Below are 21,117 nucleotides of genomic sequence, written 5' to 3' on the forward strand. Positions count from 1 at the left end.
ACCAGGTAGTAACCGGCTCACTCTCGATGATCGCTCGACCCCTCATTCCCGATGACCTTCGCCCATAGAGATCCCCACCACGGCGACCGGGCACGGAGCGTGCTGGAGGAGCGAGGTGATCATTCCGAAATGGTCGGTCCTCTTGCGGCCGGCCACGATGAGCGTCGGCCTCTCGTGCGCTTTCTGAACTCGGGAGGGGACGTTCGGATGGCTCTCCTGCCCGGTCTGAGGTTCGGCGGTGGTGACCAGGGCGAGTCGGCGCATGTCCGCCTCGTTGACGGCGAGCTCCAGGACTGAGGCGGTCGGTTCCTTGTCGGCGACCACGATCGGCCTTGGATGCGCGGGGGCGGGCAGCGGCCCTGGTCCGCGTACGACGATCACCGGGCATTCGGCGTGTACGGCAACGTATCGGGCCACCGAGCCCACGAGGGCCCTGGGCAACCCGTGCGGCCCTCGCGAGCCGACCACGACGAGGGCGGCGCCGCTGGACGGTTCGACGAACCGCTGTGCCGCCGGGCCCTCGTGCAGGTCGGTTTCGATGCCGACGACGCTGGTCGCGCGGGCGCAGTCGGCGCCGTGTCACAGTACGTGGTCGGCTGCCTTGCGCAGGTGGTTGTTGGCCGCTTCGTCGGCTTCGCCGTATGGCCGCTGCCAGGGGTGGGCGACGGTCAGCGGGAGTTTTCTGAGTTCGGTCTCGTCTGATGCGGTGGCATCCGATGGGGAGCCGCGTCTTCACGCGCGTGCTTTGCCTGCCATGCCTTGTGCGCGGCGTCGGTCAGGATCATGACGGGAATCGCCATCGCGGCCAGTGCCCATCCCGCGGCGGGTGGGAAGGCGCCGCCGAGCAGGTTCGAGACGGGCGGCAGGCCGAGGAAGGCCAGCAGCAGCACGGCTTCGACGGCGATCGCGCCGAGCAGCAGGGGGTTGGTGCGCCAGCGAATGCGCCCGATCCAGCGGGATTCGCTGCGGCAGGCGAAGGCGTTGGCGAGTTGGCCGAGCACGACGGCGGCGAAGGCCGTACCCGAAGCCCCGGCGAGCAGGCTGAGACTCGGGGCGGTGCCGAGGTGCCAGCCGCCGAGCAACAGGACTCCGATGAACGCGCCCATTTCGGCCATGGCCTGAGCGGGCCCGAGCACGCCGAAGACGCGGATGAGCAGGCGGCGGTCGATGAGGTTTCCGGCGCGGGCCGGGCCGTGCATGGTGCGCGGGTTGGCCGGTTCGGCGCCCAGGGCAAGGGCGGGCAGCAGGTCGGTGCCGATGTCGAGGGCGAGAACCTGCAGCACGGTCAGGGCGAGGGGGATGGTGCCGCCGGACAGCGCCCAGACGGCGAACGGGGTGAGTTCGGCGACGTTGTCGGTCAGGTGGTAAGTAAGGAAGCGGCGCACGTTGGCGTAGGTTGCCCGGCCCAGCTCGACCGCGGCGACGATGGTGGCGAAGTGGTCATCCAGCAGCACCAGGTCGGCGGCCTCGCGGGCGACGTCGGTGCCCGACTTTCCCATCGCGATACCGATGTCGGCCTCGCGCAGCGCCGGCGCGTCGTTGACGCCGTCACCGGTCATCGCCACCACGTGCCCACGCCCACGCAAGGCCCGAGCGATGCGCAGCTTGTCCTCTGGCGTCACGCGGGCGATCACCACCCCGTCGTGGTCGAGCAACTCGCCCAGTGCGGCGTCGTCGGCGGGCAACTCGGCGCCGGTGATCACCAGCTCGTCCGGGCCGAGCAGCCCGACCTCGGCGGCGATGGCGCGGGCGGTGCGCGGATGGTCACCGGTGAGCATGGCCAGCTTGATCCCGGCGAGGCGGCATTTCCAGATCGCCTCGGCCACATCCTCGCGCGGCGGGTCGTGCAACCCGACCAGGCCGAGAAGTTCCAGCTCTGACTCCTCAGCCGTGTCACCGCGCGCGACGGCGAGCACCCGCAGGCCGCGGTCGCTCATCCGGGCCAGCGCATCATCGGCCCCGGGTGCGGCCCGGCACAACGGCAGCACGGCATCCGGTGCGCCCTTCAGGTGCAATCCGCCATCCACCAGGACGGAGGCGCGACGCCGTGCCGGATCGAACGGAAAGCGCCGGGTGACCCGTCCTTCCACGTCAGCGCCGAGACGCAGCGCTTCGACGTGCAGAGCCACCTCCATCGGGTCCCCCACAGGCTTGCCGCCGCTGAGGCGGCCGGTGGAGCTCAGCACCGCCGAACGCATGACCTCGGCGGGCGAGCTCGACGGCGCCCACACCTCGGCCACGCTCATCTCGTTACGGGTCAGCGTGCCGGTCTTGTCGGTGCAGATGAACGTGGCCGAGCCGAGCGTCTCGACCGCTTCCAAGTGGCGCACCAGGGCGTTGCGGGTGGCCATCCGCTGGGCGGCGCGAGCCAGCGACAGCGTGACGGTGGGCAGCAGCCCTTCGGGCACCAGCGCGACCGTGACACCGATGGCGAACAGGAAGCCCTGTCCCGGCTCCATCCCGAGCAGCACCGCCAGCCCGAAGAACGCCGTGCCGACGGCCACCGCGACCCCGGCGACGACCTTGACGACCTTGCCGAGCTGGACGGCCAGCGGGCTGGGCGGCCTGATCGCCTCCCTGGTCAGCTTGGCGATCGCGGCCAGCCGGGTGCGCGCCCCGGTGGCCACCACGACGGCCTCGGCCTCCCCCTCGACCACGAACGTGCCCGCGTAGACCGGGCCACCCGCCCGCGGCCGGGCTGGACGACTCTCCCCGGTCAGCATGGACTCGTTGACGGCCAGCGCATGAACCTCGGCCAACTCCAGGTCGGCCGAGATCCGATCCCCCGCCTCCAGCAGTACGACGTCCCCGACCACCAGCTCAGCCGCGCCGATCAGCACGCGCCTGCCATCCCGCCTGACCACCACGTTGGCCGGGATCAGCTCCCGCAACCGCTGCGTGGCCCGATCAGCGCGATACTCCTGGGCGAAGGCGAAACCCCCATTGAGCACCACGACCACCGCAATCGCCACGGCCAGCTGCGGCATCCCGGCCAACACGGCCAGCGCGGCCGCCCCCCACAACAGCAGAGCAAAGAAATGCACCATCTCACGCAGCAGCAACACCACAGGAGAGACGCGGCGAGCCGCGGGCAGCGCGTTCGGGCCATCGGCGGCCAGCCGCTCCGCCACTTCGACGGCGCTGAGCCCGCATCGGGATTGCGACAGGATGGTCATGTCCACCACTCTTGACGCGACCCCCTGCGTTGGGCAGGGACTTTCGACACCAACCCACGGGCCGTCCGGCACTGCCTGTGTCGCCCGGCCGTACCCGGAAACGGGCTGTTCTCGAGCCCCGGCCGATGCCGCGCCACCCACACTGACCCATGGTCGGCCCGTCCGGGACTTCCTGCGGGACCGGCCCACACCCCCACCGAAGTGCGGCGCCCGCACCGGAGATCGCACGCGGCATACCAGACGCAGCCGCGCGTCGCATGCCCGTGCCCGCTGCAGGGCGGCCTCGTCAGCCCGGTCCGTTGACGCCGGCCACGATCGACCTCTTCATTGTCGACCTCTTCATCGTCGACCTCTTCATCGTCGATCTCCTCTTGGCGGTAGGGCGCGGGCGGGAGCCTATGCTTCATCCGCCCGCGCCTGGCCTGCCGTCAGTGCTCGACGGCGATCCGGCGACCTTCCGCCTTCTTACCTTCGGCCGGCCCGACGCTGACCTCCAGGACGCCGCCGGCGTAGGTGGCCTTGACGTCGTCCGTCTTGGCCGCGGCGGGCAACGTCACCGATCGCGACAGCGACCCGTAGGAGAATTCCGATCGGTGCGCCTCGGAGACCCTGCGGGTCCTCTCTGCCCGGATGTGGAGCACATCGTCACCCAAGGTGACCTCCACGTCCTTGTCGGGGTCGATCCCGGACAGCTCAGCGCGTAGCACGTACTGGCCGTCGGCGATGTAGTCCTCGACCCGGACGATCTGTCCGAACGGCCGGAACCCGAACATCGGGCTCTCCATTCACTCGAACAGCTCCGGGAACGGGAATCTGACGTCCCTACGCTCTGGCAGGTTCATCACAGCCTCCTTGTGCGGTTCCGATTCCCACACCTTCAGGACACACCCGTTAGCGCCTCGCCCCAGAGACCGAAATCCCTTCCCGCCAGGGGCGACCGGCCCTGTTTTGCAACTGCGGCGAGCCCTGCTTTCCCCCGGGCGTCCGCTCACCGGATCTGTGCGGCCAGTGTCTTTGGTCCTGCCAGCCGGGGACGTTCGCCGCTGTCGGGGTCCCGGTAGTAATGAAGAAATTTCCAACGAAGTAGCCTCTGACCTGCGACAACGTCCGCATTTGACGGGTTGGTGATCACTGCCGCTACGTTCGTTCCGATTTCGTCCGGTACGGCACGTGGAGTGGTGCGTTGTCAGAGAAGATGTTCTCCGAGGAGCAGCTGGAGCAGCTGCGCTCGTTCCCGGAGATCAGCGCAGATGAGTTGATCCGGTATTTCACGCCGACGTCGGCTGACGTGGCTTTCGTCGATCCGGGCAAGGGGCGGGGCCCGGTCGACCGGCTGGGCATGCTGGTCCAGCTGTGCACGTTGCCTTGGCTCGCGTTCGTGCCCGACGACGTGGCCGCGGCGCCACCCGCGGCGGTGGCACGGGTGGCCGAGCGGCTGGGGGTGACGCCGGTGGCGCTGCGGCTGTACGGCAAGCGCGATCAGACCCGCTCGGACCATCTGGGCCTGATCGCCAAGTATCTGGCGTGGCAGACAGCTCTGGCAGGTAGCCAGGCGATGAAGGAGCTCGAGCAGTTCCTGCTGGACCGGGCGATGGAGCACGACTCGCCGACGCTGCTGTTCAACCTGGCGCGCGAGTATCTGATGGCGGCCAAGGTGATCCGGCCCGGCGTACTCATCCTGGCCAAGATGGTCGGCACGGCCCGCAAGGGCGCCTCCGATCTGACCTCTCAGCTGGTGGGGCACCTGCTGACCGCTGAGGTCCGGGCCGACCCGGAGCGGATGCTACTGGTGGATGCGGGGCTGGGATGACCCGGCTGGAGTGGCTGGTCAGCCCGGCCCGGGACGCCTCGGCGACATCGGTGAAGACCACGATCGACAAGCTGACCTGGTTGCGCGCGATCGACGCCCACCAGATGGATGTGTCGGTGCTGCCGAACGAGCGCCGCCGGGTCCTGGCGCAGGTCGCACGCCGCTCGACCAACCAGGGGCTGGAGCGGCGCAATGAGCGCAAGTTCCCGATCCTGCTGGCGTTCGTCGCCCAGGCCGCGGTCGACCAGCTGGATGAGGTGGTGGCCCTGTTCGACCAGGCCGTCAGCGCGCGGGAGTCGCGGGCGAAGTCCAAGACGGACGAGGCGCTGGTCGAGCGGGCCAAAAAGGCGAGGCCCGCCAGCTGCTGATGGACATGATCCTTCCCGTGCTGGCCGACCCGGCGATCCCCGATGATGAGGTGGGCGGGATGCTGCGCGTTACGGCTTGGAGCTGGCCAAGGTGTTCGGCGGCGGCACCATGAGCTCATCCGATGGCCAGCGGTTCCCCGTTCGCGGTAAAACTCTGAGCGGCCGGACCATGGTCATTCACGGCGGCCAGGTGCTGTCGACCTACACCCACGTCTCCGATCAGTGGTCGACATACGGGACGAAGATCATCGTGCCGACGGCGCGGGAGGCGCACTATGTCCTGGACGACTTTCTGGGCAACGCGACCGACCTTCCGATCGCCGAGCACGCAACAGATACGCACGGCGCCACGTTGATCAACTTGCCTTGTTCGACCTGGTCGGCAAGGCGCTCACCCCGCGGATGCGAGATCTGACCCGGGTTACTCTGGTCCGTGACGCCACCCCGACCGAGATCGCCAAGCGCTATCCGCACGCCGGGCCGCTGCTGGGCGCGCGCTGGAACGAGGACCTGGTCACCGACTGCTGGCCGGACCTGCTGCGTATGGCCGGGTCGCTGAAGTACGGCCAGGCCACCGCCTCACTGATCGTCGGCAAGTGGTCGGCCGCCTCTCGGCAGAACACCCTGGCCGCCGCCTTGAAGGAATGGGGCATGCTGCGAAGGACCGTCCACCTCGCCAAATACCTGTCGGACCCAGCCTTCAGAAGGAAGATCTCGCGGCAACTGAACAAGGGCGAGAGCCTGCACGCGCTGCGCCGCGACCTGCACTACGCCCAGCAGGGCACCGTCACCCGCCCGCATCTGGAGCAGCAGACCGAGCAAGCGTGGTGCCTGACCCTGCTGACCAACTCCGTGATCGCCTGGACGACCGAATATTATTCACGAGCGGTGCTGGAGCTGCGCTCCCAAGGGCGGGGAGTCAGCGACGAGATCCTGTCGCACATCTCACCTGGGCACAGCGACAACATCAACTTCTTCGGCGTCATCAACGTGGACGTTGAGGCGGAGCTGGCCAAGCTCGACACCAGCGGCTGGCGGCCGCTACGGCCCGCGCAGCTGCGCGAGCTGGGGCTGATGCCTTGACGGGCGCTGCGCTGCCCTCGACGGGGGACGACCGCTAGATGACAATAGCGCTGGTACGCGCCTGGCGTAGGCGCTTGTTCATCTGGGTGCGCAGGTAGGCGAGCGGCTGAGTCGCGCCCAGATGGTGGAGAAACTCCTGGACTTCCCAGGTGATGAGGCCGCCTTGGCGCGAGAGGTACAGGCCTACGCGGTCGATGTGGAAGCGGTCGTCGTAGTCCAGCAGGAGGTACCCGGCCAACTGGTAGACCTCTGCAGCGCCCAGTTTGTGGGGGTAGATGGTCGCTTTGCAGTCCAGCAGCAGCCCGTCGAGGACGAAGTCGGCGTCGGCGCCACCGATGTCCGCGCTGCCGGCGAAGACGGGCCCGCAGGTCTTGGCGTGCTTCGGCAGAGAGCGGAGGGGGGCGAAGGTGCTCGCGGCCAATCGCATCTGACGGTTGATGTCGGTGATGGCGTAGGCGGGGACGGCTGCGGTGAGGTCGCGCAGGGTGGTGGACGGGGTGGCGCCGGAGAGCAGGCTGAAGCGGTTGATCTCACCTGTGCGGCCGACGGCTTCGTAGAAGGCGGCCACGAAGCACAGCCGGACAAGGGCCTCTTCGTGCAGGTGGGGCCCTGTTCCGAGATGGACACTCACCGCGGCCAGGAGGTGTTTTCCTGCCGCGTGCAGGGCCGCCCGGATGTCGGGCGAGGGTGCGCCGACCAGGTGGGGGTCACTGGCGAGTGCCTCGACGCCGGTGGCGACGGTGCCGCCGAGCGGGCTGCCCAGCGCCAAGCGCAGCCGGAAGTCAATGGCGTGTCCTAGCGCTGCCCAGCTCGGGTAGCGCGTGTCGATGGGCTGCAGGGGGTGGGGGAGGTCCGCGATGCGCTGCAAGTAGTTCTTGACCACCCGGTAGCTGCGGGGCAGGTGCTGGGCCATGAACTGCGATACCGGTGAGGTGGGGTACTTAAGTTGGCCGGTCAGGCTCAGATCGATCATCGGCCGCCCGGCCACCAAACCCGTCCCGCTGTTGTCAGCCGTTGCTTTCTCGTAGGCGTCGATCCAGTTGATGCCCTCCACGTCCAGGAGATATCGGGCGCGGGTGACGGCGACGTAGATCAGGCGGGCCTCGGCGGCGGTCAGCGGCCGCGGGATCCCGTCCGCGTCGGTTGGCGGGGACAGGAAGCCCTCTCCGATGCGGACGCTGGCCCATTCCCTGCCCTTGGCCTTGTGGGTGGTGGAGACGCTGACCTTGGCCTGGTTCTCGGCGGTGAGATGGTCGATGGCCTGGATGATCTTGTCTGGGCCGTAGGTGTCGACCAGGTCCACGGTCGTCTTCAGATCTTGGCCGGAGGCGTCGTGTTCGACGTAGTCCTGGACTTCGCCCCACGTGGTGAACAAGAACAGTTCTGGGTGGCTGGTACGGCGGCCGGCCTGCAGTTCCTGGGCTGCGGTGGCGATGCGGCGCAGGTTCTTGCCGCCGCCGGTCAGGGAGACGGCGACGCCGCGTTCGAGGAAGTTGAGGACTTCCTTCATCGCCTCGGCGTTGCCCCGGCACAGCACCGCGTCGGCGTTCTCCACCGGCTGGACGCGTGAAGTCGCCGGACCGCATCCACTGAGTCGCATCGGTGAGTCGGCGTGGTGGAGCCACCGGTTGGCGACCGCGGCGATCTGCGGGCCGAACCGGAAGGACTGGGTCAGGTGCAGGTGTTCGGCGGGGAAGCTGGTCATCACGTCCCGCGCATCGCGCCAGGCGTAGATCTGCTGGGCTGGGTCGCCCACACACACCCGCTGGGCGTCTTGGGCCAAGAACACCTCTTCCAGCACGGGGTTGGTGTCTTGGGCCTCATCCAGCAAGATGAAGTCCGCCGCCAGCACGGGTTTGGTCAGCGCCCACATCTTCAGGTAGTGGTCGGGCACGAACCGCAGGCGGCCGCGTGGGAAGCAGATGTCTTCCCAGGCTTTGACCGCATACGGCAGCAACAGGCCGGCCACATACGCCTGCCCCAACTGGTCCAGGCCGTTGAGGCGCTCCATATGCCGGGACGCCAACTCTCGGTCGGTGGTGAAGCAGAAGCGTCTGACCATATTCATGACCAGGCGCGCCTGGTGGGCGCGTGTGATGCGGCTGCCATTGATGTCCAGATCTTTGGGGATCTCCAGCAGCCGCGCCACCTGCTTGCCCGGCATATGCGCGGAGGCGTCCAGCCGCTCCTGGTAGCGGTGCCCGTGAGCGACGAAGGCAAGCGAGTGCGAAGTTCGGCACTCCACGTTCGAACCGAATTTGCTGCGGGCCTCGTGAACGATGGAGGAGTTGAACGCCACGTACAGGCCCCGTTTCCGGGTAGCGGCTCCCATCAAGATCAGTGTGGAGGTCTTACCCGTTCCCGCCCCCGCCACCAGAGCCAGATCCCTGCCTGCGGCGAATACATCCCGTGCGGCCTGCTGCTCTTCGGTCGGCTTGCCGGCCATAGCGTCCTTCCTGGGGCGCGAGATCAGGGCCGCGTTCCCGGCGGCGTGTCCGAAAGGCGGGCCGTGGCGCGGCCCTAGGCTTGCGCTGCCTGCCGTGCATGAACCTTCTGTAGCGGTTCGATCACGTGGCGGCTATAGCTCGCCGCTCATCTTGACCGAGAGGTCCGACAGAATCTGGGACGCCGGACACAGGCTGGTCGCCTCGCCGGTTCACGGGAGCGGGGTGTTCACCCTGATCGTCATGATGCGCTCAGGGAGTCGGGGTGGTTGGCGGGGGTGCCGGAATCAGTGGCCCGCCACTCGCGCGAGGCACGCCCAAGCGCTTCGGCGACGGCGGCGACCTGGGTGTGGTCGTAGCAGGTGCGTACGCCGGAGACCGACATGCCTGCGGCGGCCGCCAGGTCATTGAGGGTGTAGGGCCTGGGCCGGATGAATTCCCGGCCGTAGGCCACCAATTGGCGGATCTCCTCCTCGGCGCGTTCCTTCGAGGCCCGGGCCGATTCGATCGCCGCCAACAGCGGGTCGACGGCTTCGTTGTCGGAGAGCATCTCCAGATAGAGAGCACTCTCCTTCCGCTCTTCGTCGACTTTCCAGCAGGCGTCGCTGTACATCTCTTCCGGCTCCACCGTGCCCGGCGCGGGCATCGGATGCTGGATCGCGGCCACATCTTCGTACACAGTCATAAGTACAGTAGTCGCATGGAATTACGATGAACGCAAGAACTTATTCCTCATGCATATGACTAGGTGATCGGGGCTGTGAAACAGAACTTGCATTATCTGTCACACCGGCCCTTGGCGTACCATGTCCGCCCAGCTCGGCATCCGCCGCCACGACGGCGACTCGGCTACATTATGTGTCACATCGCCCTGGAGGAGGTCGCCCGTGTCCGTCGTCGCCTTCCCCGGCCCGCCGACCGGCCCCGCGACCGTCGTCACGCCCGAGCAGTACGCTGCGGTGATGGACCAGTGGAAGAGCGCGGCCGCCGCCACCTGGAACCGGCACCTGTCCGCGCTGGTCTCCTTCACCACCTGGGCCCAGCGCCAGGAATTCCTGGTCACCAACCCGGCCCGGCGGCTGGAGCGTCGCAAGCCCGCCCGCCGCGGTGATCGGGCCATCCCGGCCGCCCGGATCCTGCCCCGCCTGCTGACCGGCCGCACCGCCGGGCCGGTGTTCCTGGCTGACCGGCGTGCCCCCACCTCCGGCTGCCGGGCGCCCGCAACCGGCGATGTCTGCCCCGTCACCGGCCGGGGCCGGCCGTCCTACCCGCGCGCCGAATACCTGTTCAAGACCGCCACAGCCCAGCTCGACCCGCACCGCCAGGGATGGACTCTGCACCAGCTCCGTCACTCGGCACTGCAGCATCTCGCGCAAGCCGGCCGCACCGCGCCCGAACTACAGGCCAAGAGCCGCCACCTGCACCTGGCCAGCCTCGGCCGCTACGTACAACTCGGCGAGGAGACCTCCGCCCGCATCACCGCCGAAGCCGACCCCGTCCAGCGCCGTCGTCCCCGCTGAGCTCAACCCCCGAAGGCAGCTTGCGACACCAGGTGGCACGCCTCATGCCGTCAGGGTGGCCATGACTCGCAGGCTGCCAGGGAGCGTTGTCCGAAGACTTTGAGCGAACGCTTGCACCCACGGGTGAAGCACGACCACTCGCTGCCAAGAGGCGCCACCGAGCGCAACGCCGGGGCCGCACGCCAGCAGTACCGGGAGACCACGGTCCCAGCTCAGCCGTCGGCCGCTGTTGGTTACTGGAAGGACCGGTCGCGCTCGCGCGTATTCGTTGTCGGTCGAGTCATCCATACCTGCACCTGTCCCGGTAGGGCGACGTATCGAGGTCCTGGCCGCGTGAACTGGTAGTCCGGGGTTCAGGATCCGGTGCGATAGCGGGTGAGCATGAGGGCGACGGCTTCGTCCACGATCGTGGTGTCGGCGGGGTCGGGCGGGACGAAGTCGGTCCGTACGAGTTGAGGCCACAGGAGCTGGCCGCAGATCATGCCGAGGAACTGCTCGGCCACCGCGGATGCCGGCTGCGTCTGTCCGTCGGCCGAACGGAAGTCGAGTGTGCCTGCCTGCGCTTCGGCGTCCAGGTAGTCGCGGAGCCGGTCGAAGAAGGGTCCGCGGTCGATGGCGAAGCCGGTGCCGACGATGTCGGCGAGTTCCGGCATCTGGGGAAGTTCGGTGATGATGAGGCGGCACAGCGCCGCCGTGCCGGGCCGCGAGACCAAGCAAGCGTAGTCACGGCCGATGTGGTCCAGACCGTACCGGGGATCACCGGGCGGGGGCGGTTCGGCGTACTGCACATCCAGCTGCCACTGCTCGGAGGTGACGGCCGCGAACAGCGCAGCCTTGGAGGGGTACCGCTTGAAGAGGGTGCCGGTGGAGACGCGGGCCTCCCTGGCGATCTGGGCCAGGGAGGTCTTGTCGTATCCCCGGGCGAGGAAGAGGTCGCGGGCGGCGCGAATGATGCGCGCGCGGTTCTCCGCTTTGATCTGCGCGTGATACCCGGCCTGGCACGTATCGCCACCGGTTTCCGCTCGGTCCGCCACCGACATACCCACGCCCCTCGCCCGTCTCCCAGCCGCATCCTCGCTGTCAGAGGACGGTCTGGCCGCCGTCCAGGATAAGGTCCTGGCCCACAGCGAAGGCGGAGACATCGGAGGCCAGGTACACGACGGCTTCCGCGACCTCCTCGGGCATACCCATGCGACCCAGCGGGATGCCGGAGCTGATCGCCTCCAGAACCGCCGTCTGCTGCGCGGGGTCCTCGATCCCGAGCTTGGAATACAGCGGGGTGTCCACCGGGCCGGGGCTGACCGCGTTGAACCGGATGCCGTGCGACCTGAGCAGGTCCGCGTTCCACGACCGCATCAGGGAGCCGACAGCCGCCTTCGTCGCGGCGTAGGCGTTCGACTGACCATAGCCGCCGTGCGCGCTGTTGGACGCGTTGAGGATGACCGAGGACGGGTTGGCCAGCACGGGTACCAGGGCCTGTGTGAGAAAGAAGACGCTCTTGACGTTGATGTCGAAGAGCCGGTCGTAGCTGCCCTCCGTGTGGTCCTCGAACGGCCGCCAGTCCGAGACGCCGGCGTTCAGGAACGCCACGTCCAGCTCCCCGAACTGCTCACGCACCCGCTCCGCCAGGCCGCGCTGCGCATCGAGATCGCGCGCATCGGCCTGCACCACCGGCACCTTGTCCCCAAGGATCTGCCGCGCCTTGTCGATGCTGGCCGGGGTTACGCCTGTGACCAGCACATCGGCCCCCTCCGCGACAAAACGCCGCGCGGTCTCCAGACCGATCCCACTCGTGCCGCCGGTGATAAGGGCGCGCTTGCCCGCAAGACGATTCACGTTGATTGTTCCTTGCCGAGTCGTAAGGTAAGTCGATGAACTCACCACCCTGAAGGTAACTCCCGCACCGTCCTTAAGGCAAGTCGATCAACTTACCATCGGCGGCCTGGGGCGGTTCGGCCACGCCGGAGAAGGTGGGCGACACCGGCTCGAAGGCCATGTCGCTGCCGTCGGCGAGGAGCCGGACGATGGAGGTCTTCCCGACGCCGGGCGGCCCCGCAGGATGGTGGAGCTGAGGCGCTGCGGGGCGACCACGCGGGCCCAGCAGCGGCGCCCGCGGCCAGGAGGGATCGCAGGCGGGCGCGTGCGGACGGGGCGAGCCCTTGCACGGGACGCTGACGAGCGAGCGCTCAGCCGTTCGCGGGGAAGCTCGCGGCGCTCATCGGGCACCGGGGCGGTCGCGTCGCGGCAGCCGCTCGGCGACCAGGTCGTAGGAATCCTCGACCGCGTCGGTGATCAGCCGCTCGGTGATGCCGGGTCCCGGCCCCAGTGAGATCCAGCGGCGTTTGTCGAGGTAGCGGCCCGGCGTGATCGAGGCGTAGCCGCGTTCTTGCGCGCGGGCGTGTTCGGGTTCGCACCTGACCGTGATGATCTGTTCGTCCGGGTCGTCGGTGACGATCAGGAACACCTTGCCCGCGACCTTGTACACGTCGAGTCCCAGGGTGAAGGGGTAGCCGTGGCTGACGTCGGGGAGGGCCAGGGCCGCCTGGCGGGCGGTGTCCTGGAACCGGTCACCGGCCGCGTTCACCGGGCCGCCCGTGCGCCGGTGCCGTAGGTGTGCGGGTCGACGGGCTGCTCGGCCTTGGGCAGGTGGGCGACGACGAGCCGGTAGGAGTCGGTGACGAGCTCCCTGACGAGCTCATTGTCGACGCCTTCTCCGCTCTCCAGGGTGATCCAGTGCTTCTTGTTCATGTGGTAGCCGGGGGTGATGTGGCTGTATTGCTCTCGCAAGGCGTGGGCCTCGCCGGGGTCCGCCTTGAGGATCACGACGGGACGCCCCGGGACTTCGGTCATCAGCATGAACACCTTGCCGCGTACCTTGTAGACCTCCCAGGCGGGGCCGAAGGGGTGCTCCAGCTGGGCTCCGGGGAGTTCCTCCGCGCAGTCGGCGGCGGTCTTGTGCAGGGCCGATCCGTTCATGGGTGGTGAGCCTTCTCAGGTGGTGACGGACTGTGGCATCGAAGGAGGCGCAGGGCGCGCCGCGCGGGCGCGGTGGCACATCCCATCCTTCCGTCGAAGCCGACTGGAAGGGCGGTAGGCTGCGGACACGTGATGGTCGACAAGCGACACTCCGGCCCGAGCAGGCAGGCCGGACCAGCTGCGGTTCCGCTGTACGGTTTCCAGCCCCCGGTCGGTACTCCCTACGGCCTTGAGGTGACTACCGTCGAGGACTTCTTCGCCCAGCATGACGACTGGCCGTGGAACCCGCCCCGTCCGGGCCGTGCCACCTTCCACTACCTCATCGCGATCATCGAGGGTGAGCTGCGGCACGACGTCGACTACGTCACGCGGACCGTCGCCCCCGGCCAGTGGCTGTGGGTGCGTCCCGGGCACGCGCAGCGCTGGCATCCGCCCGGCGCGGCCCGCGGCCCGTTCATCCTGTTCGAACCGGACGTGCTGCGGCCCGACCTCGCCCGTCTCCTGGCCCCGCTCACCGCGCACGAGGCCCCTGCCGTGCTCAGCCCGCACCCCGACGACACCGCCTGGCTCCAACAGACGGCACTCCAGCTCCTGGACGAACACTGCGCACTGGGGCGCCGCCCCCTCGACATCCACCACGCCCTGCGGCGCAGCCTGCTCGAATCGCTGCTGCTGCGCCTGGCTAACTCCCCGGGCATCGCCCCCATCGGCACGGCTACGGCCGGCACCGGCCGCGCCGACAGGTACGGGCGCTTCCTGGACGTCTTGGAGCTGCACTTTCGCGAGCTGCACCAAGCCGCGGACTACGCCGAGTTGCTCGGCTGCTCGGTCCGCACTCTCAGCCGCGCCGCCCGGGACGTCACCGGCAAGGGAGTACGCGAGCTCATCGACGAGCGGCGCCTCCTGGAAGCCCGGCGCCTGCTGGGAGGTGCCCGGTGGGATGCCCGGGCTGTGGCCGTCCACCTCGGCTTCACCGATCCCGCGAACTTCGGCCGCTTCTTCCGCGACCGCACCGGTCTCACCCCGGCCGCCTTCGCGGCCGGCGAGGCCACGCCCGTCCCCCCTCCTCTCCTTGGTTGACGATCTCGGTGGTTTCCGGCCGGGTCTCAGTCGATGGCCTCGATGGTGACGTCGACCGTGCCGTCGTACTTCTTGAAGGCATCAGCCCCCGAGTTGGTTTCGCCGAGGATGACCTACGAGATCGGCAAGGCCAGGACCGCGAAGTCGCCGCTGTCGGCGACGCTCGCCGCCGGGTTGAGGTACTCACTGCGCACGATGTGTGAGTTCGAGTAGATCGACTCGAGGTGTGCGATGACCTTGTCGCGTCCCACGATCAGTTCCTCTGCCAGTTCCTTTTACGGATGCTGTGGCCCGCCGTTGTCGACCGTCGCGCATCGTGGGTGGTTGGTTGTCGTTTCTCAGTCGCCCAGGTCTCAGTCGCCCAGGTCTCAGTCGTCCAGGTCTCAGTCGTCCAGGACGACGACGTGCTTGCCCGGCGTGGTGCCGGACTCGACGTCGGCCTGGGCGTCACGGACCTGTTCCAGGCCGTGGTAGACATTCGCGACCGGGACTTTGAGACGCCCTGCGGCGATGGCCTGGAGCTGGCGGGCGAAGACGTCGGCCGGGAGGTCGGCGGCCTGACCGCCGTAGGACGTCAGCCGCACTCCGTTGGGGATCATGAACGGGGTGAAATCGGGGATCGTCCACTGGCCCGCCAGGGCTCCGGTGAAGCAGACCGTGCCGTGCCGGCGGACGGTGCGGAGGGTGTCGGCGAGGACCGAGCAGCCCACCAGCTCCAGTACGGCATCGACACCCTCCGGCATCAGCTCGCTCACCTGGTCGGCGATCGTGCCGCTGTCGACGAGGGGATGGTCGACGCCCGCGGCCCGCAGTCCCCCGGCCCTTTCCGGGCTGCGGGTGGTGGACAGCACGGTGGCTCCGAGGTCCTTCGCGATTGTGGCCGCGCTCAGCCCGACCGTGGAGGTGCCGCCGCGGATCAGCAGCGTCTGCCCGGCCTTGAGGTCCAGTCCGGTGGTCAGCGATCCGTAGGCGGTCTGGAACATCTCCGGAAGCGCACCGACGACCTCCCACGGCAGGCCGGTCTCAAACGGGATGACCTGCGCCGCGGGGACGGTCACGTACTGGGCGTACGCGCCGTCGTACGAGCGGCCCATGCCGCCCATCATCGTGGCCACCTGCTGTCCCGGCCTCAGCGAACTGTTCTCGTCGACGTCATCGACCACGCCGACGCCCTCGATGCCGGGCACACGCGGGTAGGTGACCACCGCGTCCGACTCGCCCTTGCGGGTGGTGACCTCGGACTCGTTGACGCCGAACGCCTTCACCCTGATCCGCACCCAGCCGGGATTGCGTACGGGCACCGGCACGTCCTGGATCTCGAGTGCGTCGAGGCCGCCGGGCCGGGTGACGACGACGGCCTCACACCTGTTGTGCCGGATATCGTCGACGACACCGGCGCTGAGCTGCACCGAGTCATCGAACTCCGCCTCACGTCACACCTCTTACTCCAGAGAACATGCGCCTGCCCGACGCCACCGCGCTCGACGGCGAGCTGGTGGTGGGGGAGAACGACCGGCTTGCCTTCGAGTGTCTTCGATCGCCCCCTGCACCTGGGCGGCGAACTCGGGCGGCCAGGACGTCAGACCGTGCGCACGGACGCGCCCGGAGCGGGAGTCAGCGAGGTAGACGTGGATGGGAAACCTCTCACGGGCAGGAAGTCCGGGCGGGTAGAGGTCCAGATCGTCCTGCCGGACGGCCTACGCGGCTGCAACCCCCAGCCGCCGGTGCCGAAGCGCCAGCATGTTCGGCCGCTCGATGACGGCGAACCGGGCCCGCACGGCCTGGCCGTGCGTGGCCGCCACCTCCTCGGCCGTCGGCTCGGGCACCGCGATGAGCAGCTCCACATCCTGGGGCGACAGCCGCCAGGACGCCGCCTCAGGCAATTGCCCGCGCATCGGATCGTAGAGCTGGCCGAGCGCAGGCCGGAAGGTCATCGTCATGGGCTCGCCTGCGGTCCGGTCACGCGCTCCCCGGCGTAGTGGACTCGCCGTCGTCATCGCGCACCGCATTTCGATCATCGGCCGACTCCGCCCGGCGATCGAACTCCTCTTGAGCTGTATCGCTGCCGGGGTTCTTCGCCGCGGCCGACTGGATCCGGGCGGCGGCTTCCTTGTCCATCGGTGTGTGCTTGCTCATGCCGGAGCCGTATCCAGCACTGAGCAGACCGCAGGAACGTCATGGTCAAAGTCTTCGGCAAGGGCAGCCCGGGGATCGCGATACGGCGGCGGTCACAGGACCGTACATCCGTACAGGTCAGGCACTTCGACCCAGATTTTCACCAGGCCTCCACCACCCGTAAGCGAATCGAGACATTAGCGCACAGGGCTCAGCATAACTGCAGGTCAGAGGCTACTTCGTTGGAAATTTCTTCATTACTACCGGGACCCCCTGTCGCGCAACGGCTGCGGGCGCCCACCATGTCCTTGTACCGTCTTATGGAGGTGAGCCGATCATGATCGGCGGTCGAATGGTCATGGAATCGTCGGCGCTCGACGTCGAACTGCTGTCGTTGAAGAGGCGAGTCGAGAAGCTGGAGGAGCTGGTCCGGACGCTGACCGCGGCAAACCTTACGCTCGTCCGGATCGTGGAGAACCTGCACCCCGCGTCAGCCAGCGCGGCTCCGAGCGCCTGAGCGCACCGAGCCCGACCCGAAGGGCGCCATGCCGCCCGGCCGGTCGTCGTACGGCGAGTGCCGAGCGTTCGGCGCCCTGTGCACGGCACGCGTTCTCGCGTTTGCACGACGAGGAACTGTCCCCCGTCGTCCTACAGCTGTTGGCCACGGCGTGGTCACCGCCGCGAACGCGCCGAGCGCGAGGTTGCGCCACCACAGTCGGGAGCCGCGGCTGATCACCGTGAGCGTGTCCCCCTCCTGGCTGTACTGGACCGGCACGAACAACCTCGCGCCACTCCTGCGGGGCCGGTGACCTCCGCGAGCGCTACCCATCGCGACAGCAGGTTGTATAACGGGGTCCGCAGTACCCATGCGACGATCGGGTTGACCAGCCGGGTCCGCAGCCGGCCTAGCGCCCACACTGGAACCGCCGCCCGCACATCAGGTAGGCGATAGGTCCGATCGGCTGGACGAAGATGCCCAGCCACCACAACTCCTTACGTCCCCGTACCTCCTCCCGCGGCCGGAACCACAGGTCTACCGCCGCCGTCGCGGTCAACGCGAACTCTGCTGACACAGCCACCAACAGCAGGCCCCGCTGCCGCTCGGAGAGCTCGTTCCAGCGCATCGGCCCTGTCCCTTCTCTCGGCGTTACCTCCACCAGGAGCCTGTCAGGCTCCCTGCCGGTCGCCCCAGGCCGAAGGGCCCGGGATCAGAGGCCTTTGGCCACCGTCGCCGCAGGTTCCACTGCCGCTCTCACTGCGTGATCGGCCAGAGCAGGGCGCCCCCGGGCCGCCATCGATAACGCGATCAGTGTGCCAAGCGGATCGCGCGCAGACCGGGCTCGACCTCGTCGAGGCGCACTCTCTCGCGGCGGGCGTGTCGCAGCACCGCCCGACCCTGAACGGCGTGGAGGTCGCGCACCCAGTTTGCGTTCTGGCCCGGCATCGCAACCAGGTAACGCTCCCCCATCACCCGCGCAAGGCGGTTCGGCCGGCCGCCTCGATACAGCCACCGATGCCAGCGTCCAGGTCGATGTGCGTCGTGTGTCATGTCCCACCTACCTGGAAAACTCCTGCCGCTAAACTCCTGTCGCGAAACTCCTGTCGCGAAACTCCTGCCGCAACCTGCCCCGAGGCGGGTCACGATGCCCATGCCTGCAATCCCTCGCTACCGTGGCGCCGCATCCAGGCCAGCGACTCCTTCTCCAGCTGACGCACCCAGTGCGGAGTCAGCCCCATCTGGCCGGCGATCTGCCGGGGCGTGTGCGGGGCGTACCCGGCCAGGCCGAACCGTAGCCGCATGACCAGTGCCTGCCGTGGAGCCAGCCCGTTGATGAGCGACGTGAGTACCTCCGTCAGCGCTTTGCGCTCGACAAGCTGCTCAGCGGGCAGGCTCTGAACGTCCTCCAGCAGCTCGCCCAGCGTTGAGCGGTGCGGCCCCTCCCCCACCACCGTGTCCAGGCTGACGCATTCTCGCGGCAGCCTTCGCAAGGTGACAAGCTTCGCCGGCTCCTGTCCCGTCTCCTCGGCCAGTTCGCGTTCCGTGGGCGTGCGGCCGAGCCGATGCGTGATCGCCATCTCCGCGCGGGCGATCTTGGCGAGCTGGTCCCTCGTCCCGATCGGCAACCGCACCGTAGGGGCCTGCTCCAGCCCTCGTTGGATGGCCTTGCGGATCCACCAGACGGCCACTGTGGAGAACCGGTTGCCGCGGGCGTGGTCGAAGCGCTGGACGGCCTCGATCAGCCCGAGGTTGCCGTCCTGGATCACATCTGCCAGCGGCAGCCCGCGGTGCGTGTACCGCTTGGCCACCGACACCACCAGCCGCAGATTGGCCTTGATCATGTGTTCCCTGGCCACCCTCCCGTCTGCGGCAAGAGCCTCCAGCTCAGGCTTCGTGGCTCCTTGACCGATCAGGTGGGCGGCGTAGACGCCGGCCTCCATCCGCTTGGCCAGCTCCACCTCCTGTTCGGCCGTCAGCAACGGCGTACGGCCGATCCGGGCCAGGTAGTCGCCCATCTGGTCAAGGTGGTACGACTCGGGTTGTTGATCGGTAACCATGGTCGTGGCTTCCATGCCGGCTCCCTACAGCAGCGGCGGGACGGCGACAAGGTTGGCCCTGTCGTAGGTCAGCTCCGAGACGACGTCGATCACGCCCTCCACCCGGCGGATCTCCTCCACCAACCGGATGGCCTCGGAGCCGCGAGTCACCCGGCCGCTGAGCCGCACCACACCACCGGAGACGCCTGCCGACACCGACCTCAGGTCACCGATCACGGCCCTGATCTCTCTCTCCAGCTCGCCCGTCGAACGGCTGAAGACGCGCAGCACGTCTGATCGGTGCAAGGTGCCGGTGATGCGCCCGGTGACGACGTCGATCACCGGCAGCTGCTTGATCCGCTTGTCGTGCATCAGCCGCGCCGCCTCACGAACCGGGGTTCCCGGGGTCACCGTGATCGCGGGCGTGCTCATGAGCGCCGACGCGGTGATCGCGGCCGCCTTCTCCTGCTCCGCACGCCGCTTACGGCCGTCGAAGATCGAGGCACTGTGCCGTACCGGGCCCGTCTCCTTGAGCAACAGGTCGTCTTCGGAAACGACCCCCACAGGACGGCCATCGGCATCGATCACGCTGACCGCCCCCAGGGTGTACCGGCGCATCGTACGTACGATCTCGGCGAACGACGCGTCCTCCCGAACCGCGATGGCGACGTTCCTCATGATGTCCCTGACCTTGATGGACATGGTGGCCTCCTCATCTCTCTCCCGCAACGATGCGCTTTGGGCGGCCATGGGCGGCATGGGCGAACGTCCCTCGTCGCAGAGCCTTTGGTCCCTGCTAGGCGCGGATACCACGGGTTGAGGGTCGACCTCCCCGTCGGCGGAGGGCCTCTATGCGCGTACCACCGCCACCGGGCAGCGGGCGTGGTGCAGGACGCCGCGGCTGACCGAGCCGAGCAGCAGCGCGCCCGTCGCGCCGTGGCCGTGCGAGCCCACCACCAGCAGATCGGCTCGGGCGGACGCGTCGGTGAGGGCTTCCACCGGCGGCGCCGGCTGGACGTCCTCAATGACCGTCACCTGCGGGTAGTCCTTCTTGAAGGTTCCCAGCCGGTCACGGACGACCTGGTGCCGCACGGTGCGAACCTCATCCATCTCGTACGGCACCCCAGGCGCGAACGCATGCACCGGCTGCCAGACGTGCACCACCCTCAGCACGGCTCCGCGCAGCCCGGCCTGCCGGAAGGCGTAGGCCAGCGCGGGCTCGCACCCGGGCGAGTCGTCCACGCCGACCACGATCTCCCCGTGGACCGGCTGATGATCGCCGCGAACGACCACGACCGGGCCATGCACATGGCCGGCCACATGCGTGCTGACCGAACCCAGCAGCGCTCCGGCGAACCCGCCGAGCCTGCGGCTGCCGAGCACGATCTCGCTCGCCTCCTTGGCCTGCTCGCGCAGCACCTCAGCGGGCGCGCCCTCGATGTCCTCCGTCGTGACCTCGACCTCAGGCTGGCGCTCGTGAGCCAGAGCCAGCGCTTCGCGCAGGATCCGCTGTCCCTCGCGCAGCAGCGTGTCAGGCAGCGCGGCGTTGGGGAACCTGCCGATCTGGTACGGCGAGCGGTTCACGGCGTGCACGATCCGCAGCGGCTCTCTCATCCGGAAGGCGTCGTTGGCCGCCCACTCCACCGCGGCCCGCGCGGTCACTGAGCCGTCCACCCCTACTATGATCATGATTTTTCCTCCTTCGTCACCTTCCATCGGACTCGCTCGCAGAGCGTCGTCGCAGGGCCGGAAGTCCGTCGGACAGAACCCGAAAGACCCTGTTTGTCGGCCAGGCGGACACCGATGAGGATCAGCGTGGTGCCGGCGAGCAGGAGAACTGTCGGCCCCGCCCCCGAGCGCAGGCAGCCGGCGCCGATGTCATGACCATCGGCACCGGTATCGGGCACGCGTCCGACGGCGTCCGCCTCCGGGCGGACCTTGAAGGGGGTCGGCGCGAGCACCACGGCCGCGCTAATGACGACCGCACCGACGGTCACCATTCCACGGCAG

Annotated in this window: 25 protein-coding genes; 7 read left to right on the plus strand and 18 right to left on the minus strand. The window is 68.4% G+C overall.

Going from position 1 to position 21,117, the window contains the following annotated elements; genetic code table 11:
• Positions 1-42: 42 nt before the first annotated feature.
• From AB0J16_RS52020 to AB0J16_RS52030, 3 genes are all read right to left on the minus strand, one after another.
• Positions 43-540: a universal stress protein gene (locus AB0J16_RS52020; protein WP_358554543.1), complete on the minus strand. Its 498-nt coding sequence runs from the start codon at positions 538-540 to the stop codon at positions 43-45.
• A 128-nt stretch (positions 541-668) separates the two neighbouring features.
• On the minus strand, positions 669-3,176 hold the full coding sequence (locus AB0J16_RS52025; protein WP_358554328.1) for a cation-transporting P-type ATPase: 2,508 nt from the start codon (positions 3,174-3,176) through the stop codon (positions 669-671).
• Between the two features lie 428 nt (positions 3,177-3,604).
• A complete protein-coding gene (locus tag AB0J16_RS52030; RefSeq protein ID WP_358554331.1) occupies positions 3,605-3,949 on the minus strand; it encodes an Hsp20/alpha crystallin family protein in 345 nt (114 codons plus the stop codon).
• A 410-nt stretch (positions 3,950-4,359) separates the two neighbouring features.
• Here AB0J16_RS52030 and AB0J16_RS52035 point away from each other — a divergent pair, with 410 nt between their 5' ends.
• The 4 genes from AB0J16_RS52035 to AB0J16_RS52050 all read left to right on the plus strand — a co-directional run bounded on the left by AB0J16_RS52035 (position 4,360) and on the right by AB0J16_RS52050 (position 6,437).
• Positions 4,360-4,986 carry a DUF4158 domain-containing protein gene (locus AB0J16_RS52035; protein WP_358554334.1) on the plus strand — a complete coding sequence of 209 codons (627 nt, stop codon included), beginning with the start codon at positions 4,360-4,362 and terminating at the stop codon, positions 4,984-4,986.
• Positions 4,983-5,354: a hypothetical protein gene (locus AB0J16_RS52040; protein ID WP_358554337.1), complete on the plus strand. Its 372-nt coding sequence runs from the start codon at positions 4,983-4,985 to the stop codon at positions 5,352-5,354. The genes AB0J16_RS52035 and AB0J16_RS52040 overlap by 4 nt, the downstream gene beginning before the upstream one ends.
• 76 nt (positions 5,355-5,430) lie before the next feature.
• Positions 5,431-5,769, plus strand: coding sequence for a Tn3 family transposase (locus AB0J16_RS52045; protein WP_358554340.1), 339 nt, complete (start codon positions 5,431-5,433; stop codon positions 5,767-5,769).
• Positions 5,721-6,437 (plus strand): Tn3 family transposase, encoded by a 717-nt coding sequence (locus AB0J16_RS52050; protein ID WP_358554343.1) that lies wholly within the window; start codon positions 5,721-5,723, stop codon positions 6,435-6,437. The genes AB0J16_RS52045 and AB0J16_RS52050 overlap by 49 nt, the downstream gene beginning before the upstream one ends.
• Before the next feature lie 34 nt (positions 6,438-6,471).
• On the opposite strand, the gene AB0J16_RS52055 is transcribed toward AB0J16_RS52050, so the two are convergent.
• Together AB0J16_RS52055 and AB0J16_RS52060 are read right to left on the minus strand one after the other, a co-directional pair.
• Positions 6,472-8,883, minus strand: a complete 2,412-nt coding sequence (locus tag AB0J16_RS52055; RefSeq protein WP_358554346.1) for a UvrD-helicase domain-containing protein — start codon at positions 8,881-8,883, stop codon at positions 6,472-6,474.
• Positions 8,884-9,122: 239 nt separating this feature from the next.
• Entirely contained in the window at positions 9,123-9,548 is a 426-nt protein-coding gene (locus AB0J16_RS52060) for a hypothetical protein (RefSeq protein WP_358554349.1), read from the minus strand.
• A gap of 220 nt (positions 9,549-9,768) precedes the next feature.
• Between AB0J16_RS52060 and AB0J16_RS52065 the strand changes: the two genes are divergently transcribed.
• Positions 9,769-10,401: a hypothetical protein gene (locus tag AB0J16_RS52065; protein WP_358554352.1), complete on the plus strand. Its 633-nt coding sequence runs from the start codon at positions 9,769-9,771 to the stop codon at positions 10,399-10,401.
• A 353-nt stretch (positions 10,402-10,754) separates the two neighbouring features.
• Here AB0J16_RS52065 and AB0J16_RS52070 read toward each other — a convergent pair whose 3' ends face one another.
• The 4 genes from AB0J16_RS52070 to AB0J16_RS52085 all read right to left on the minus strand — a co-directional run bounded on the left by AB0J16_RS52070 (position 10,755) and on the right by AB0J16_RS52085 (position 13,377).
• Positions 10,755-11,441, minus strand: a complete 687-nt coding sequence (locus AB0J16_RS52070; protein ID WP_358554355.1) for a TetR/AcrR family transcriptional regulator — start codon at positions 11,439-11,441, stop codon at positions 10,755-10,757.
• Between the two features lie 40 nt (positions 11,442-11,481).
• Positions 11,482-12,237, minus strand: a complete 756-nt coding sequence (locus tag AB0J16_RS52075) for an SDR family oxidoreductase (RefSeq protein WP_358554358.1) — start codon at positions 12,235-12,237, stop codon at positions 11,482-11,484.
• 379 nt (positions 12,238-12,616) lie between these two features.
• Entirely contained in the window at positions 12,617-12,985 is a 369-nt protein-coding gene (locus AB0J16_RS52080) for an MmcQ/YjbR family DNA-binding protein (RefSeq protein ID WP_358554360.1), read from the minus strand.
• The gene (locus AB0J16_RS52085) at positions 12,982-13,377 is read right to left on the minus strand and encodes an MmcQ/YjbR family DNA-binding protein (RefSeq protein ID WP_358554363.1); all 396 of its coding nucleotides are present in this window, start codon (positions 13,375-13,377) and stop codon (positions 12,982-12,984) included. The genes AB0J16_RS52080 and AB0J16_RS52085 overlap by 4 nt, the downstream gene beginning before the upstream one ends.
• 234 nt (positions 13,378-13,611) lie before the next feature.
• Here AB0J16_RS52085 and AB0J16_RS52090 point away from each other — a divergent pair, with 234 nt between their 5' ends.
• Positions 13,612-14,457: an AraC family transcriptional regulator gene (locus AB0J16_RS52090; protein WP_358554366.1), complete on the plus strand. Its 846-nt coding sequence runs from the start codon at positions 13,612-13,614 to the stop codon at positions 14,455-14,457.
• 113 nt (positions 14,458-14,570) lie between these two features.
• Here AB0J16_RS52090 and AB0J16_RS52095 read toward each other — a convergent pair whose 3' ends face one another.
• The 4 genes from AB0J16_RS52095 to AB0J16_RS52110 all read right to left on the minus strand — a co-directional run bounded on the left by AB0J16_RS52095 (position 14,571) and on the right by AB0J16_RS52110 (position 16,575).
• On the minus strand, positions 14,571-14,708 hold the full coding sequence (locus AB0J16_RS52095) for a hypothetical protein (RefSeq protein WP_358554369.1): 138 nt from the start codon (positions 14,706-14,708) through the stop codon (positions 14,571-14,573).
• Between the two features lie 132 nt (positions 14,709-14,840).
• Positions 14,841-15,866, minus strand: coding sequence for a zinc-binding dehydrogenase (locus AB0J16_RS52100; RefSeq protein ID WP_358554372.1), 1,026 nt, complete (start codon positions 15,864-15,866; stop codon positions 14,841-14,843).
• Between the two features lie 288 nt (positions 15,867-16,154).
• Positions 16,155-16,397, minus strand: coding sequence for a hypothetical protein (locus tag AB0J16_RS52105; protein ID WP_358554374.1), 243 nt, complete (start codon positions 16,395-16,397; stop codon positions 16,155-16,157).
• A 19-nt stretch (positions 16,398-16,416) separates the two neighbouring features.
• The gene (locus tag AB0J16_RS52110; RefSeq protein ID WP_358554377.1) at positions 16,417-16,575 is read right to left on the minus strand and encodes a hypothetical protein; all 159 of its coding nucleotides are present in this window, start codon (positions 16,573-16,575) and stop codon (positions 16,417-16,419) included.
• Positions 16,576-16,909: 334 nt separating this feature from the next.
• Here AB0J16_RS52110 and AB0J16_RS52115 point away from each other — a divergent pair, with 334 nt between their 5' ends.
• A complete protein-coding gene (locus AB0J16_RS52115; protein WP_358554380.1) occupies positions 16,910-17,089 on the plus strand; it encodes a hypothetical protein in 180 nt (59 codons plus the stop codon).
• 388 nt (positions 17,090-17,477) lie between these two features.
• Here the strand turns inward: AB0J16_RS52115 and AB0J16_RS52120 are convergent, their stop codons facing one another.
• The 5 genes from AB0J16_RS52120 to AB0J16_RS52140 form a co-directional block, all read right to left on the minus strand.
• Positions 17,478-17,696, minus strand: coding sequence for a PLD nuclease N-terminal domain-containing protein (locus AB0J16_RS52120; protein ID WP_358554383.1), 219 nt, complete (start codon positions 17,694-17,696; stop codon positions 17,478-17,480).
• Between the two features lie 514 nt (positions 17,697-18,210).
• Positions 18,211-19,143: a sigma-70 family RNA polymerase sigma factor gene (locus tag AB0J16_RS52125; RefSeq protein ID WP_358554386.1), complete on the minus strand. Its 933-nt coding sequence runs from the start codon at positions 19,141-19,143 to the stop codon at positions 18,211-18,213.
• A 9-nt stretch (positions 19,144-19,152) separates the two neighbouring features.
• Positions 19,153-19,809, minus strand: coding sequence for a CBS domain-containing protein (locus AB0J16_RS52130; RefSeq protein ID WP_358554389.1), 657 nt, complete (start codon positions 19,807-19,809; stop codon positions 19,153-19,155).
• 147 nt (positions 19,810-19,956) lie between these two features.
• Positions 19,957-20,796: a universal stress protein gene (locus tag AB0J16_RS52135; RefSeq protein WP_358554392.1), complete on the minus strand. Its 840-nt coding sequence runs from the start codon at positions 20,794-20,796 to the stop codon at positions 19,957-19,959.
• The gene (locus AB0J16_RS52140) at positions 20,793-21,107 is read right to left on the minus strand and encodes a hypothetical protein (protein WP_358554395.1); all 315 of its coding nucleotides are present in this window, start codon (positions 21,105-21,107) and stop codon (positions 20,793-20,795) included. Before AB0J16_RS52140 ends, AB0J16_RS52135 begins: the two co-directional genes overlap by 4 nt.
• Between the last annotated feature and the right edge of the window lie 10 nt (positions 21,108-21,117).

The sequence above is a fragment of the Nonomuraea sp. NPDC049750 genome (assembly GCF_040659625.1).
In the GTDB taxonomy this organism is placed as follows: Bacteria; Actinomycetota; Actinomycetes; order Streptosporangiales; family Streptosporangiaceae; genus Nonomuraea.